Annotated in this window: 13 protein-coding genes; 7 read left to right on the forward strand and 6 right to left on the reverse strand. The window is 61.5% G+C overall.

Annotated elements, in window-relative coordinates; all coding sequences use genetic code 11:
• Window positions 1-56: 56 nt before the first annotated feature.
• On the reverse strand, window positions 57-1,034 hold the full coding sequence (locus tag ACYQML_RS01815) for a TIGR03885 family FMN-dependent LLM class oxidoreductase (RefSeq protein ID WP_461234512.1): 978 nt from the start codon (window positions 1,032-1,034) through the stop codon (window positions 57-59).
• A gap of 242 nt (window positions 1,035-1,276) precedes the next feature.
• Window positions 1,277-1,831 carry a DUF2778 domain-containing protein gene (locus tag ACYQML_RS01820; protein ID WP_461234513.1) on the reverse strand — a complete coding sequence of 185 codons (555 nt, stop codon included), beginning with the start codon at window positions 1,829-1,831 and terminating at the stop codon, window positions 1,277-1,279.
• 863 nt (window positions 1,832-2,694) lie between these two features.
• Here ACYQML_RS01820 and ACYQML_RS01825 point away from each other — a divergent pair.
• From ACYQML_RS01825 to ACYQML_RS01835, 3 genes are all read left to right on the forward strand, one after another.
• On the forward strand, window positions 2,695-2,901 hold the full coding sequence (locus tag ACYQML_RS01825) for a hypothetical protein (RefSeq protein WP_461234514.1): 207 nt from the start codon (window positions 2,695-2,697) through the stop codon (window positions 2,899-2,901).
• 41 nt (window positions 2,902-2,942) lie between these two features.
• Window positions 2,943-3,878, forward strand: coding sequence for an SMP-30/gluconolactonase/LRE family protein (locus ACYQML_RS01830; protein WP_461234515.1), 936 nt, complete (start codon window positions 2,943-2,945; stop codon window positions 3,876-3,878).
• A 413-nt stretch (window positions 3,879-4,291) separates the two neighbouring features.
• Entirely contained in the window at window positions 4,292-5,320 is a 1,029-nt protein-coding gene (locus tag ACYQML_RS01835) for a formamidase (protein WP_461234516.1), read from the forward strand.
• Window positions 5,321-5,463: 143 nt separating this feature from the next.
• Here the strand turns inward: ACYQML_RS01835 and ACYQML_RS01840 are convergent, their stop codons facing one another.
• Together ACYQML_RS01840 and ACYQML_RS01845 are read right to left on the reverse strand one after the other, a co-directional pair.
• On the reverse strand, window positions 5,464-5,580 hold the full coding sequence (locus ACYQML_RS01840; RefSeq protein ID WP_461235638.1) for a DUF4113 domain-containing protein: 117 nt from the start codon (window positions 5,578-5,580) through the stop codon (window positions 5,464-5,466).
• Window positions 5,581-5,970: 390 nt separating this feature from the next.
• Complete coding sequence (locus tag ACYQML_RS01845; protein WP_461234517.1) at window positions 5,971-7,773, reverse strand: methanol/ethanol family PQQ-dependent dehydrogenase; 1,803 nt, start codon at window positions 7,771-7,773, stop codon at window positions 5,971-5,973.
• Window positions 7,774-7,976: 203 nt separating this feature from the next.
• On the opposite strand from ACYQML_RS01845, the gene ACYQML_RS01850 reads away from it, so the two are divergent.
• From ACYQML_RS01850 to ACYQML_RS01860, 3 genes are all read left to right on the forward strand, one after another.
• Complete coding sequence (locus ACYQML_RS01850) at window positions 7,977-9,401, forward strand: HAMP domain-containing sensor histidine kinase (protein WP_461234518.1); 1,425 nt, start codon at window positions 7,977-7,979, stop codon at window positions 9,399-9,401.
• A complete protein-coding gene (locus tag ACYQML_RS01855) occupies window positions 9,398-10,057 on the forward strand; it encodes a response regulator (protein ID WP_461234519.1) in 660 nt (219 codons plus the stop codon). Before ACYQML_RS01850 ends, ACYQML_RS01855 begins: the two co-directional genes overlap by 4 nt.
• A gap of 295 nt (window positions 10,058-10,352) precedes the next feature.
• Window positions 10,353-10,979, forward strand: a complete 627-nt coding sequence (locus ACYQML_RS01860) for a hypothetical protein (RefSeq protein WP_461234520.1) — start codon at window positions 10,353-10,355, stop codon at window positions 10,977-10,979.
• Window positions 10,980-11,244: 265 nt separating this feature from the next.
• Here the strand turns inward: ACYQML_RS01860 and ACYQML_RS01865 are convergent, their stop codons facing one another.
• Window positions 11,245-12,999, reverse strand: coding sequence for an ATP-binding protein (locus ACYQML_RS01865; protein ID WP_461234521.1), 1,755 nt, complete (start codon window positions 12,997-12,999; stop codon window positions 11,245-11,247).
• A 433-nt stretch (window positions 13,000-13,432) separates the two neighbouring features.
• Between ACYQML_RS01865 and ACYQML_RS01870 the strand changes: the two genes are divergently transcribed.
• Window positions 13,433-13,999, forward strand: a complete 567-nt coding sequence (locus tag ACYQML_RS01870; protein ID WP_056431732.1) for a fasciclin domain-containing protein — start codon at window positions 13,433-13,435, stop codon at window positions 13,997-13,999.
• A gap of 542 nt (window positions 14,000-14,541) precedes the next feature.
• Here the strand turns inward: ACYQML_RS01870 and ACYQML_RS01875 are convergent.
• Window positions 14,542-15,168 carry a class I SAM-dependent methyltransferase gene (locus ACYQML_RS01875; RefSeq protein WP_461234522.1) on the reverse strand — a complete coding sequence of 209 codons (627 nt, stop codon included), beginning with the start codon at window positions 15,166-15,168 and terminating at the stop codon, window positions 14,542-14,544.
• Between the last annotated feature and the right edge of the window lie 394 nt (window positions 15,169-15,562).

A 15,562-nucleotide genomic window follows, 5' to 3' on the forward strand; every position in this document is an offset into this window, starting at 1 on the left:
ACGCTCCGCGGAAGTGATCACCAAAGTCGTGAGGACAGCGGCAGCTGCATCCTCGGCTAAACTCGAAGCTGCGGCAGCACGTGGCCGCCGAACGCATCGATAAAGGCTTCCTGGTTTCGGCCAACTTGATGGACGATGATCTCAGCAAAGCCGATTTCCGCAAGCTCAGCCAGCCATGCCGCTTGACGTCCAAGATCCTCGGAAACCCGTACGGAGGAATGGACATCTTCAGGGCGCACGAATCGCGAGGCCGTCTCAAAGTCCTCGGGCGTCCGCAAGTCCCAATTGACGTCGCCTTCCAGCATATTGCTCGACCACTGCCGGTGAGCCTCAGCCAGGGCACGTGTTGGATCGGTATCCCAACCTACCTTCGTTTGGAGTAAAACCGGCTTATCGGCGCCTCCACCATCGCGAAAAGCCTCAACCACGGGACGGAGCTTGTCCGGCTCAATGCCAACGGTCACGAGGCCATCTGCCCAGCACGCCACCTTGCGTGCAGTTTCGGCCGTGACTGCGCCAGCCAACAGGAGCGGTGCCTTTGCCGGCCGCGAGTATAGCTTGGCGTCCACGACGGTGACCCGTCCGCGATGCGTCACGGTCTCGCCCTCGAATAAGGCTCTGATCACTGCCGCGCATTCGGCGAGACGGGCTGTCCGCTCAGCCTTCTCCGGCCACGCCATACCAGTGATGTCCTCGTTCAATCGTTGGCCACTGCCCAGAGCAAGCCATAGCCGCTCTGGAAACATCTCGAAAAGGGTTGCCGCAGATTGCGCGAGAACGGCTGGATGATGACGGTAGCCGGGCGCGGTTATGATGCCGAACGGTATGTTCGTCGTTGCGAGCGCTGCACCAAGCCACGACCATGCATGCCCGGCATGGCCCTGTGCATTGCTCCAAGGCTTGAAATGCTCAGACGACATTGCGCATGCAAACCCAGCGCGCTCGGCTGCCTGCACGTAGGTGAGGAGCGCTGAAGGGGCATATTGCTCATGTGAAGCGTGATAGCCGAATAGCGTCAAGGTTCTGACCTCCATCGCCTAAGGCGCGTTGAACCAGTCAAGCTGATCGCGGCCAAAAGTCCGCGGCGGCTTTAGCCAAACCGTCTTCGCTCGAAGTATGTTCATTCACAGCGCATCAGCCCGACCGGTCACACATGCCCGGTTGATAGAGGACGCCTCTCGAGGTTGCTCTTGCAATACCTCGAGGGTCGGTCGCGACCAGCTACGAGCAACTCGGGCGAGCCCGACATCGACCTGGCGGGCTAAGTCGGGCAGATCTAACCGCCTGCGATCACAATAAGGCGCTGGACTTCGCCTCGCAGGTACGCCTGCAGGAACTTGTCGTAATCCTTGAACGAAACGCAGCCATTCGAGGCACCGCTCGCCCCGAGCATGTAGGTATGAGCCAAAAGTCCAACCCGACCGTGCACGGCCTCAGGTCCACCAAGGGGATTGAGGCGAAGAGCGCGAACCCCATGGAACGGCTTCTCCCGCTCGCTGATGTCGTAGGTCCCCACCGGAGTAGGCCCCTTCATTCGGACATGCACGTGACCCGGATCGTCCATGCTCTCACCTAACCCCGAATGCGCCTCGAGCTTCTCCCCATTCGGAAGCGTGACAACCCTGGCGCGGATATCGTAAATCGCGACTCCACCCGTGCCACCATCCGGTACTACATTCAGCGCTCTGCGAAAGACGCTGTCGATGGGCTTCGTCTCCAGTGCGGCATAGGCGAGCCGCGGTGGCTCAGGGCTCTCGATGCCGAATAGTTTGTCGACGAAGGACCTTGTGTCCTCCTTTGGAGCTGATGCAACGGCGAGATCGCGGCGCACTGCGACACGCGGCGCCGAAGATTGTGCCCTATTCGGCCGAAACTCGGGCGGACGTGGCACAGGAAGCGGTACAAGTCGTGACGCAAGAGGTGCGGTAGCTGGCACGGTGATCGAAGGGGCGGGAAGGTCGCCCGGCGTGGAAGGAATTATCGCGGCCGCGTAGGTAGTGGGTTGCTGAGACTGAGCAGGCACCTCGCCTTCCTCGACTGTCGGAGGCTCTGTAGGTGCTGCTGTGACGATTGCCGCCTCATCCTCGGTGCCGGACGCTTTTGGCACAGCCGGCAATGTCACCATCACGTCAAGCTGTGAGGAAGATGGAAAGGGAAGCCAGTATCCAGCTTTGATCAGGCCTCCACCAAGGAGACCTACCATCGGCAGGACGCCCATGAGGGCAAAACCCTTCCGCATCCTCGTGAAACGCTTTGTCTCTTCCGCCATGGTCAGGCACATCCGCTACCCTGGACTGGCCGAGATGCCAGTCCTTCGCTCCACGCTGTCAGATGCGTAGGCGACGGACCGAAAAGTATTGAGCCGCCACGATCTTCATCTCAATCGCGCGAATCGGCATTTCTGCGGCGAGATTGCGGCCCAATGCAGCAGCAGATTGGCGTGTTGGGGCGAAACCGGTCTCGACTCCTCATGAGCACTTGGAACGTCTGCTTACTGGCAGTCTCATGAGCCTCGCACGGCTTGATAGGGCCCAAAGCGGCATAGCTGCCTCAGAGCAAATCATGCTGCAAGGCGAACGTGGGCGCGTCGTTCGGCGGCAATATTGTGTCGTCCGGTCGCTGGCATTCGTTGACGCGTAGACGGATGCTGAACCGACCCGGGGGAAAGGCGTTGTTTGGCCAGAGGAGCAAGCGATGTCAAAGCTGACCACCGAAGACCGCAAGTCCCTTCCAAAAAAGGATTTTGCCCTCCCCGACGAGAAGCGCTTCCCAATCGAAGACAAGGCGCATGCCCGGAACGCTAAGGCTCGAGCCGCGCAATCCGAGAAGGCCGGCAACTTATCCAAATCCGACAAGGCGAAGGTCGATGCCAAAGCCGACGAGGTGCTCGGCAGAGACTGATCCCCATTCTGTCACCTGTTCCAGATTGAACACGAAATCTCATGCCCGATCTTTTGCGACGCGCCGGCCCGCCCGAGCCTGTTCCGCATGTCGATCCGCCGCGCGCGTACGACCCAGTCTTCACCGAGGTGGTGCCTCACCACGCCCTCTTGGTTTCGCTCTACGATCAAGCGAACTTCAGCGAGGGGCCGACATGGTGGCCTGCCCGGGACATCCTGGTGTGGTCGGATATCGAAGGACGTCGCGTCCTTGGCTGGCATCCTGATGGCTCCGTTCGGGTTGTGATCGACGCCACGCCGTTCATCAACGGTAATACTATCGACCGTGACGGCAACCTGGTTCACTGCGAGCATGGCAACCGTCGCCTATCCAGGACAACACCGGACGGTCACTACGAGGTGGTGGTCGAGACCTACGTGGGGCACCGCTTCAACTCGCCGAACGACGTAGTCTGCGCTGCCGATGGTGCCCTATGGTTCACCGATCCCGCCTACGGCTTGCGGCAGCCTAAACAAGGGGTATTGGCGGAGTCCGACCTCAACCATCACAGCGTCTACCGTTTCGACCCGGCAACTGGTGAGGTGGGACGCATGGCTGACCTTGGCCAACCAAACGGCCTTGCATTCGCGCCGGACGGTCGCACCCTCTACGTCAGCGACACCTCCCGAACAGAGGGCGACAAGGGGCACACGATCTACGCCTTCCCCGTCCGCGATGATGCCAGTCTAGGAGAACACCGGGTCTTCGCTGAGGTCGAGCCCGGCGTACCAGACGGTTTTCGCGCAGACCACCGTGGCTGGATTTGGACAAGCTCTGAGGCCGGAGTCCAAGTGTTCTCTGCCGAGGGGCACCGTCTCGGGCTGATCCCGACGCCGCAGGTTTGTACCAACCTCTTCTTCTCGCCAGACAAGCGGCGTCTGTTCATCACCTCGAAGCAGCATCTTTACGCACTCGATCTCGCGTGCCCAGCAGACTGAGGTAAGATCAGCGGATCATTAGATTGCAGGCAATGCCGCCAGGAAACGGAACTTCTGATGCGGGCATAGCAACGAGCGTACAGCTGTTGCCCGCAGCATCCATCGCGTTATAGCCACCCGCCCGCGCCTTTACCTAAGCGGCGGCTGGCGCCGCATTTTCCGGTGCATCGGGTGCAAGGTGTCCGCCCGCGACCCGGATCGGAACGGTGGCCGGCCGATACGACCGCTAGCGGGTATTTGAAATCGATATTCCCCCTGAATGAGGTCGTCGGCCGGTCTCGATGAAGCGGTCCAAAGCAACCGACGTTCCCGAGCGGCATTCTCCTTGCTCGCATCGGTCGGAGGCCCAGCTTGGCGAGTCATCCCTCGGTTGCGGTGGCTCGGTACCGATAACGAGATGAGGGGAAACGCCCATGAACGGACTCGGTGGACTCAACAAATCCCCCAACGGCGTAGTGCTTGGCCTCGTCCAACTCCAATTACCAACTGTCGTCACCAAAGCCGACCTCACGGCCCAAACCGAGCGCATCGTCGCCATGGTCGCCAAGGCTCGGCGCAACCTCGCGACCATGGACCTTGTGGTCTTTCCCGAATACGCGCTGCACGGGCTGTCGATGGACACCAACCCTGACATCCTGTGCCGGATGGATGGGCCGGAGGTCGCAGCCTTCCAGCAGGCCTGCATCGACAACCAGATTTGGGGCTGCTTCTCGATCATGGAGCTGAACCCGGGCGGAACCCCCTGGAACACCGGCCTCATCATCGACGACCAGGGTGTCGTGGCGCTCTACTATCGCAAGATGCACCCGTGGGTGCCGGTGGAGCCCTGGGAGCCCGGCGACGTCGGCATCCCGGTGATCGAGGGACCGCGCGGCGCGAAGATCGCGCTCATCATCTGCCATGACGGCATGTTTCCGGAAATGGCGCGCGAATGCGCTTACAAAGGCGCCGAGATCATGATTCGCACGGCGGGTTATACCGCGCCGATCCGCGAGTCCTGGCGCTTCACCAATCAGTCGAACGCGTTCTGCAATCTGATGGTCACGGCCAATGTCTGCATGTGCGGAACGGACGGCTCGTTCGATTCCATGGGCGAGGGCATGATCGTTAATTTCGACGGGGCGGTCATTGCCCACGGCACCACGGGGCGCACCGACGAAATCATCACGGCGGAGGTTCGGCCCGATCTGGTGCGGGAGGCGCGCCTTCACTGGGGCGTCGAAAACAACATCTATCAGTTCGGCCACCGTGGATACACGGCGGTGAAGGGTGGCGCGCAAGACTGCCCCTACACTTACATGCACGATCTCGCCGCCGGTCGTTACCGCCTGCCATGGGAAGACGATGTGAAGGTCGTTGATGGCACTTCCTGCGGATTTCCCGAGCCGACCCGTTTGTACGGTGCAGCACAGGCCTCGGGAACAAAGGACACGGCGGAGTAAGTAGTGGCTCCGTGCGTTGAAGCGGGCGCCATCGGGAGCTCTCAGCCCCGGTTTTCCAAGGTACGTTTGTGTCTTCTTAATATGTAATCACCGGTAGGATTCTGCTTATTCCACATCGTTTCTGCGACTACGCTTGCTGTACTTCAGTTCGAATAGACCGGCGCAACTACCGCCCCCACGACCAGGACGTCGGCAATCCTGGTTGTGTAGCGCGGAGACCGCATGTCGAATCGCGTAGACCAATTTCGCTGTGCTTCGATACCTGCCGTGCCAGGAACTGCCCCCTCGCCTCCAGCGAAAGCTGCAGGAGTTGAGAGCGTCCATCAGCGCCTCGCTTCGCTCGCTGTCGAGACCGTCGGATAGTACCCGCTGTGAGGCTGTCGGCGCCTACGTTAGCGAGCTGTTTCGCGTATGGGCGTCTAGCTTCAGCCAAAAAAAATGGCGGGCCCGAAAGCCCGCCGATCCATTTCCGTAAGACAACATAGTGGAGGACATACGCCCCACGGAGGTTCGGATCAGTTACTGTCGCAAATAGCCCTCTTCGTCGTTGGCGTGAGGGCGACACGCCATTCCTCCCGACAGTGGTCACTGCGCGGGAGAACAGTGCTTGCATCCGCCCCAACAGAGCGGATGCATCGAGTCGAGGTCGGTCAGTTCGGCAGCGTGAAGACCGTCAGCTGACCGCCGAGGTTGGTGTAGCTCGACAGGGCAGCGTAGCCACCCACCGCGCCGAGCCCGGCATTCGGGTCCGTCAGACCGGCCGCGAGGCCGATGCCGGCCCACCCACCGACACCCGATAGGATGGCAAGGTGCTGCTTTCCCTTGTGGGTGTAGGTCATCACGTTGCCGATGATGCCGGAGGCCGTCTTGAACTTGTAGAGTTCCTTGCCGGTCTTCGCATCGACGGCCTTCAGGTACCCCTCGAGAGTCCCATAAAACACCACGTCACCGGCGGTCGCGAGAGCACCCGACCATACCGAGAACTGCTCCTGGTTTGACCACTTGATCTGGCCCTTCAGGTTGTCCCAGGCAATGAAGTTGCCCATGCCGCCGTGGCTGTTGGGAGCCGGGTACATCGAGACGGTTGCACCGACATAGGGCTGGCCCGGCGTGTAGCTCACCCGGAATGGCTCGTAGTCCATGCAGACATGGTTGGTAGGCACGTAGAACAGCTGGGTCTTCGGCGAGAATGCAGCGGGCTGCTGATCCTTGGTGCCGAGGGCGGCTGGGCAAACGCCTTTCGTATTGGTGTCCTCACCATTCTGGTCGGTGGAGAACTTGGCCTGGACGAGGGGGCGGCCATAGGTAGGCGACGCTTTGTCCAGGTCGATTTTGGAGGCCCAGTTCACCACCGGATCGAACTTCTCAGCCACCAACACCTCACCCGTGGCGCGGTCCAAAGTGTAAGCGAAGCCATTGCGGTCGAAGTGGGTCAGGAGAGGGCGCTCCTTACCGTCGATCTTCTGATCCGTGAGGATCATCTCGTTGATGCCGTCGTAGTCCCATTCGTCGTGCGGGGTCATTTGGTAGACCCACTTAGTCATGCCCGTATCGGGATTGCGAGCGAAGATCGCCATAGTCCACTTGTTGTCGCCCGGGCGCTGCTTCGGGTTCCAAGTCGAGGGGTTGGCGGTGCCGTAATAGATGAGGTCAAGCTTCGGATCGTAAGAATACCAGCCCCAAGTCGCACCGCCGCCGGTCTTCCACTGATCGCCTTCCCAGGACTTCAGGGAGGAATCCTTACCAATCGGTTTGCCGAGCGACGTCGTCTTCGCCGGATCGACGATCATGTCGTCATCGGATCCGACGCTGTAGCCGCGCCAGACGCGATTACCGGTCTTCGCATCGTAGGCGGTGATATGGCCGCGAATGCCGTACTCGGCACCGGAGATGCCGACGATGATCTTGTCCTTCACCGGCAGCACCGTGGCGGTGTTGGTCTCGCCGATTTTCGAATCCCCGTTTTTGACCGACCAGTTCACCTTGCCGGACTTGGCGTCCAACGAGACCAGGGTGGTGTCGGCCTGATGCAGGATGATGGCGCCATCCGCATAGGCCAGGCCGCGATAGACCGTGTCGCAGCACATGACCGGGATCACGGACGAATCCTGCCTCGGCTCGTACTTCCAGAGGATCTTGCCCTCGTTGTTGAGGTCGAGGGCATAGACGATATTGGGGAAGGGAGTGTGGACGAACATCATTTCACCGACGACGAGCGGTGAACCCTCGTGGCCGCGCAGGACGCCGGTTGAGAAATTCCATGCGACCTGTAGGTTCTTCACGTTCCCGGCGTTGATCTGGTCGAGCTTCGAGTAGCGGGTGTTGGCGTAGTCGAGCGTCTGCAGCACCTGCTGGTTGGGGTCTTGGCTGCGCTTAAGCACGTCGTCATTGGCGAGCCCGGCGGTGGCACCCGCAACCGCGAGGCCCAAGCCGAGAAGGCAAGCATGTTTCATGGAATTCCTCCCGTCGCCGGCTGCCTTCTTCGACTATTTCGCGGAGCAGCCCGACGACGGAAACGCTATTGGCCCACCCCGTCTCCTGGTAGGGCAGGATCCCCGTCGGCAGTCGGGCATTTTGCCTGATCGTAGCCTTGACCACTTGCCAGCATCCGGCAGTTGCGTCCCACTCCCTCGCTGGATGCGGGGAACACCACGGCATGGGTCTGCTCATCGGATTGATCCTGCGCGTCCTGGGCGTAGTGCTACTTTGCCTGGCCTGTGCCACAGCCTGGGTCGTCGCCGAGGTGCACCAAGGCATCCGTGAGGAGACCGCGGCCTCCGCCGACAGGGTGGTCCGTGAAGCGCAGGAACTCGCTTGGCGGGAACTGACCTGGCGCGGCAGCGCCGGTCGCTCCGCCAAATATGCCTTCCCGGATTGGCGCAGCTCGCACACCCTGCGATTCATCAGCCCCGGGAACTGCGTCGCCCTGACATGGGAGGGCGAGGCCACGCTTCAGCAATGCAGTGGCCTGGAGACCGCGGGTAGGCCAGCTCCGGCGTGGTTCGAAACGTTGTATCGCGAGGCTTTCGGAGTGATCCCGCCGATCCGCCGCGCGGTGATCCTGAATCGCAGGGAAGCGGGGATCGTGGTCACTACGCCCGACCGGGGCGCGGCCGTACGCCAGGTCTGGCGACAGGTGCGGGTGCTGATGGCCGCCGCCGCCGCCATGGCTGGCGGTATCGCCATCCTGGCCACCTTCGTGATCGGTATCGCACTACAGCCGGCGCGGGTGATCACCCGTGGCCTCGGCAAGATGGAGAGGGGCGATCATTCCACCCGCCTACCCCCGTTCCGAGCCGGGGAATTCGACCGCATCGCGCGTGCCGTGAACGCCCTGAGCGAGCGTCTTCAGCAGACTACGGCCGAGCGGACGGCGCTGACCCGGCGCCTTTTTGCCGTTCAGGAAGAAGAGCGCCGTGCACTCGCACGTGAGCTCCACGACGAGTTCGGACAATGTCTGACCGCCACGGGAGCCCTGGCGAGCGCAATCGAAGCCGAGGCCGGCGAACGTTCGGAGTTGCGTGACGACGCCCGCTCGATCAGCCGGATCACCCGTCATATGATGGGTACGCTGAAAGGGGCGCTGGCACGCCTGCGGCCCCCCGACCTCGAAGAGTTCGGCTTGGAACATAGCCTCCGCCGCCTCGTCTCGACATGGGAGGGACGAAGCGCAAAGCCCGCCGCTTTCAGCCTGAGCTTCGCCGGTAACTTCTCGACATTGACCGCACCGGTTGCGCTCAGCATCTACCGGATCGTGCAGGAGTGCCTCACCAATGCAGTTCGTCACGGAAAGCCGACTCAGGTGAAAGTCAGCCTCGTTCACGCGCCGGACATGGTGACGCTTGGCATCGTGGATGACGGCGGTGGCGACGCTGCGCTGGTGGAGACCGGGAGCGGCCACGGCGTGCTCGGCATTCGTGAGCGGATCGGGGCGCTCGGCGGGACTTTGGCCATCGTCCCCGCCCAAGGCGGCGTACGGATCGAAGCGACGATTCCATGTCCGTCGGAGGCCGATCCTTCTAGCCCACCGAACGATAGGAAGATCCCTCCCGAAATGAAGCTAGAGGGGCTTGCCGCGTGAGCGAGATCGGCATCCTCCTAGTCGATGACCATCCTGTCGTACGCGAGGGGTATCGTCGTCTGCTGGAGCGTCAACCGGGATACCGCGTAGTGGCAGAGGCGGAGACGGCGTCTGATGCCTACCGGGCGTATAAGGCCATGAAACCGACATTGGTGATCATGGACCTGTCGCTGCCGGGGCCTAGCGGCCTCGAGGGGGTACGTCACATTAGGCAATGGGACCAACGCGCGCGCATCCTAGTGTTCACCATGCATCAGGGTGCGGCCTACGCCTTGAAAGCCTTTGAAGCGGGAGCCTCGGGTTACGTCACCAAGAGCAGCGTCCCCGAGGAACTGGTTAGATCAGTTGCCATCGTGGCACGCGGCGGCCAGGCCGTTAGCGCCGACATCGCACAGGAACTTGCCGCGGAACGTCTAAGCGGCAAGCGCTCCCCGCTCGACGAGCTCGGCCCCCGTGAAGTCGAGGTGCTCCAACTCGTGGCGTCCGGCATGGCCACGGAGGCCATCGCCAAGGCGCTCAACCTAAGCCCCAAAACCATTCAGAACTACCATTACGGCATCAAGGCGAAGCTGGGTGCCCGCAACGACGCGCATCTCGTTTGGCTGGCAATTGCTGCGGGCCTCATCCGACCGAGTGGATTACCCGACAAGTCATGACCCGGAAGCAGAACGACGAGAATTTGCTCGCCGCGGCCACTGCTCAGCTACTATCAAAAAGACATGGCCGCACAACTCATAGGCAGATGCTTCAGCTTAAAATCAACCTAAGCTTGACATTAGGATGATAATCTTATAATGTGAGGTTCGCTGCGGGCTGTTTCGCAGCTAACCGGATGCCCCGATGACCCTTACCGCCACCCGAAACCCTGCTGCAGCGGGCGGGTGCATCCTCCCCCTCATACCCATCGAAAGGCGGCCTCCGGGCCGCCTTCGTCGTTTCTGGAGCCCTTTGATGACCCTGAACATCACAACGAGCACACCCACTGCCGTGCCGCCCGGCCTGATCCTGTTCGGCCGCGACGAACGGCACCGCCCCCATGCCTCGCGCTTTGCCGCCGGAGACAAGGCCGAGGCCGAGCGCGCCGCTGGGCTAATGGGCATGCACGTGCTCGAGATCAGTGACGACACTCACCACAGCCTCGCTGCCGGCCTGCCACAGGGGCGACTGTTTGAGAGTGGCAAGGCATTCGTGCCGTTCGTCAAAGCCGAGGTGTTCGACCGGCTCGTCGCGGCGGCGGGCCTGCCCGATATTGCCCCGCCTGTCAGAGCCTCGGCCAAGGCAGCCAGCGCCCCTCCGGCATCAGGGGGCGGGGCAAGTGGCGCTGAGGGCGCCGGAGGCCCTGGCGGCCGTTTCAAGGCGCCGACCGATTGGCCCGGCATCGAACGCGGCTGCCTCGTGCTGGCCTGCGCAGGTCCGCAGGAGGGCTGGTTCGAGGCGATCATCATGTACACCAAGGCCGACGACGCCTTCGAGCTTCAGTGGCGCGACTGGCCCGACGATCCGCTGATCACCCGGCACCGCAGTGAGCTTGGATTGCTTCCGCTCGGCGCGGTTCACGGCGCGATGCAAGGGAAATGAGCCGCCCGGCCCCCAACAGCGTCGAGGCGGATCCCGCCTCGACCACCTCCGCCGACCGGGTGCGTGCCCGGAACGATGCCTTCCGCCGAAGCTTTGCCGGCGGCCATGTGATGCTGTCGCGCGGGATGGCTATCGGCGCTTCCCATCAGCGGTCATTCCTCGGCAGTTCCGCAACTTCGGCTCGGGGTGGCAACCGGACCATGGCTTTTCGCCCCGAAGCGGACGTTCCGCATTTAGCCTTTCGCGAACGCCATGCCTCGTAACTTCATGCTTTTGCGTGCCCGAAGTCCGACGTTTGCCGCGCGGGGCCAGTGCGTGCACCTCGGCGTAAGCTGGATTGAACCCGGTCGATCATCTCGCTCCGACGGTACGGTTTGCCCAAGACATCCATCGCGTGGATCTGCGGGCCCTTGATGGCCATCTCGTCGTTATAGCCGGTGGTCAGCAATACGGGGACATCTGGCGCACGCTCCCGAATCTGGTTGGCTAGCGTGATGCCGTTCGCCCCGCCGGGCATGATCACGTCCGTGAAGACAAGCTTGAACCCGTCTCCCCTTGCCGCCGCCTCCTCGAACCGCTCTAGTGCCTCCTCCGCGGAATACGCGACCACCACCCTGTAACCGATGTCCTGCAGGGCTTCGCCCGCCATGACCGCCGCCTCCCTGCTGTCGTCGACGACAAGGATCAGCGATGGCGCCGTGGAGGCGTCGAGGGGTCTGGTCGGGTAACCGGTCGCCTCATCGCCTTGGTTAAATCGCTCCACCTGCGGCCTGTCTCGCGGGAAGAGCATGCGGATCGTGGTACCCGAACCGACCTCACTCTCGATTTCTAAGCGACCGCCGGATTGCTGGACGAAGCCGTGCGCCATGGCCAGGCCAAGCCCCGTTCCCTCGCCGTGCGTCTTCGTCGTGAAGAAAGGCTCGGTGGCCCTTGCCAGAATATGCTCCGGCATCCCGTTGCCCTTGTCAGACACGCACAACAGTACGTAATCCCCTGGCTCGAGATGTCTTGCGGCGGCGTTGCCGTGGAGGTGGATCTCCTTTGTCGTGATGGTGATCGAACCACCGTTCGGCGATGCGTCGCGGGCGTTCACGATGACGTTCAGAAGCGCCATTTCGAGATGGGTGGCATCGACCCGAACCGATGGCAGCCGACGCTGAAGATTGAGGTGCAGGGTCGCTTTGGTGCCCACCGAACTCTCCAGCAACTCGGCAATCGAGTTTACGAGTTCACTGAGGTCGACGCCTTTGGGCTCCAGGCGCCCGCGCCTGGCGAAGCCCAGGAGTTGGTTGGTGAGCTTGGCCCCGCGCTCTGCCGCCACCGTCGCAGCGTTCAGATACCTCTCAAATGCACGGTCATCGTGGCGCTTTGCCGGGAGACGCTCCAAGCTGCTGGTGATGACATGGAGGAGGTTGTTGAAGTCGTGCGCCAGTCCGGCCGTGAGCTGACCGATGGATTCCATTTTCTGGGCCTGTCGGAACTGCTGGTCGGCCTCCCGTCGCTGGGTGACGTCAAGCTGGCTGGCGAAGAAGTAGATGATCTCGCCCTTGGGGTTGAGCACAGGCCCCATGAACACCGCATTCCAGAATGGGGTTCCGTCCCGGCGATAGTTCAGAATCTCGATAGCTATCGCTTCTTGCTTGTGGACCGCGTCACGGATCGCCCGAACATGCGCTTGATCCGTCTCGGCCCCTTGCAGGAAGCGGCAGTTGCGGCCCAAAACCTCGCCCTCCTCGTAGCCGGTGAGGTCAAGGAAGGCGTTGTTGGCAAAAACAATGGGTACGTCTTCCTGGCGTGGGTCGGCCAGGATCATCGGCATACGGGTCATCTCAATGGCGGCGAAGAAGACGTCGCCTCGATCCTCAAGGCCCGGGCTCGTGATCGTGCTCTGTCGCCAGTGATGGAGCCCCGGCCCACCCAACGGCTCCCTGGCGCCGAAGTCCATCAAACCCATGGCGGGTTCGCCTGAGCTACCCTCGCGGGCATCAGCCTGAGCGAGCTGCTTCTCGTCATCGTCCATGAATGGCAGCCCCTGTTCGGGCGGGGGATGTAAGTGGAAAAATTAGGGCGGCCTAATCAATTATTTCACGACCTCCTCGGAACCGTCGGGAGAGTTTCTGAAAAGGTTCACGACAGTGTCCCACTCAACCCAGTCATTGAGCAGACGGACGGATCGCGCTCCAACGCAATTAGCGTGCAAATTCCGTCTTTGCCGAACCCGGACGTTCGAATTGGCAAACGGCCGGCGGCTCTCTTGCACATGGACCTTGGCCGCTATTCGCGGCGAACGCGCAGCCTCCTCACGAAGCACGATCCACTCGGAATTATTGCAACGGGAAGTCAGGAATTTTCTCTTCCGGCTATGATTTTTTTGAAACTTCACCTCTCGCAGGGCCGTAACGAGCGATGATCCCACATAACGGGTTCGGAACTTGGAGATACGTATGACCAGCATGTTTAAGGTCGCCAGCTTCACCCTCGCCATGGCGCTTACCGGCGCAGGCGCGTTTGGCACGGCGGTCCAGGCGGCGGAAGAGAAGACGGTGATGGTCGGCGGGGCGCCGATGTACCCGTCCAAGACCATCGTCGAGAACGCGGTCAACTCGAAAGACCACACTACCCTGGTTGCCGCTGTGAAGGCCGCCGGCCTCGTCGAGACGCTCTCCGGGAAGGGCCCGTTCACGGTGTTCGCGCCGACCAACGCCGCCTTCGCCAAGCTTCCAGCCGGCACCGTCGACACCTTGGTGAAGCCTGAGAGCAAGGCGACGCTGACCAAGATCCTGACCTACCATGTGGTGTCCGGCACCATGACGGCGGCCGATCTCCAGAAGGCGATTAAGGCCGGTGGTGGCAAGGCCATGCTGAAGACGGTCGAGGGCGGTAGCCTGACTGCTGAGGAGAAGGGCGGTAAGATTGAGCTCGTCGACGGCAAGGGCGGCAAGTCGACCGTCACTATCGCCGACGTGATGCAGTCGAACGGCGTGATCCACGTCGTCGACACGGTCCTGATGCCAAAGTAGGTTCCGAATTTAGAGCGAAGCAAGGCTGTCCGGGCACGGTCCGGGCAGCTTTGTGTTATCCTGATCGTACGTCGGTGGAAGTTATAATGGGGGCCCTTGGTCCCGCTCAAAGGTACGCCCGGCGGTTATTTTGGATGTAATGTGAGATTGATCGCATCCTTGCGCTCAATGAGAGCTAGAGTTCGGTAAACCATCTTATTTCGGGCGATACGCCTCATGCTCTCATTATCGACAATGAAACCCATCATCATGATGGGTGACGACCAGCATTCTGGAGGACGCGGGTTCCAAGCGCTGGAGGCCATGCACGTCGCCAATTGTAGCACCCTAGGCGGAAAGGCACGTCCGCTTCGCTAAGCGTCTGCCAATAAGCGGGAAGACTGAAAACCACCCATCACGGACGTTTGATGGAGGTAGCAAGGGTTGATTTGCTATAGTCAAATTTATGGGCAGATCGCGCTGTTCTAGGTCGTCGAGCTGCGCCATCTAACACGGCCGTGTGATTTCTCATCATCCCAGTGGCACTATCGGTCGTCCTTTGGTCATGGCGTTCGACCGACCACTGCCCATAGTGGATCGCTGAGGTCGCCCTCCGGCACTACGGCATAGGCCTCTACGGTGGGGAACCCGGCATGTCGCAAATAGAGGTCGATGAGCCGTGCTTGATCGTCCCCGCCCAGCGCGCGCCAGATAGCCACCGCCTTGGATGCGAAACACCGATTCGAGAAGGTGATGATCACGGGGGCGTCCGGTACCAACACCCGCGCGACCTCGCTGAGGACCGCCACAGGGTCTTGGAGGTACTGAACCCCGACGCAGATGAGCGCGGCGTCGATGCTTGCGGTTTCGAGTGGCAGGATCGGATCGACGTTGAGATCCTGCACGAAATGCTGCGTCAGGCGCGGGTTGGCGGCAAGCTCGCGTTCGTTCAATCCATGCCCGATCACATTGGCGTAAGCGGCCTTCCCGGGCAGGTGGCTGACCCAGCTCGACATTAAGTCGAGGATGCGACCGCCGGGCGGCAAATGCGACCGATAGAAGTCGGTGACGGCTTCGATGGCTGCGTCGTCGATATGGGTGACGAAGCGGGGCTGCGCGTAGAACAGGGTATCCGGCGTAGGATCCTGCTTAGCAAATGCTTCGGGGGGCAATCCGGGAAGGCTGGTCATGATGGTCCCCGTTTGCCTTTCTTACCATCCGACAAGACTCCGCGCGTCAGGCGAAGCCCGCTCAGCCGCACTTTCCTTATTTTGGTGACGATCCTCGACTTTGCCCTGGGGGTGATCGTCGCGCCCTGCTGGTATGCAATGGTGAAAAACTGACGCCCGGCACCCACCCTGAACGTCTGAGAAGGGTGGCTTTTTGCCGGTCTGCTTCCGGGCGGCAAAGCGGATAAGCGGACATCCGCGTCAAGGCGAAGGCAGGCGATCCGGATTGAGGCCTCGGCAACCGGTCGATGAGGGCCAACTTTTGTAATGGCGAGCTGAGCGGCGCCCTGCCTTATTGAGCGAACGTCGACCGGAGGATCCGGATGCAGGTGTTTGGGAGCCTCCCCGGTACTGT

This window comes from Methylobacterium sp. CM6244 (genome assembly GCF_054817885.1).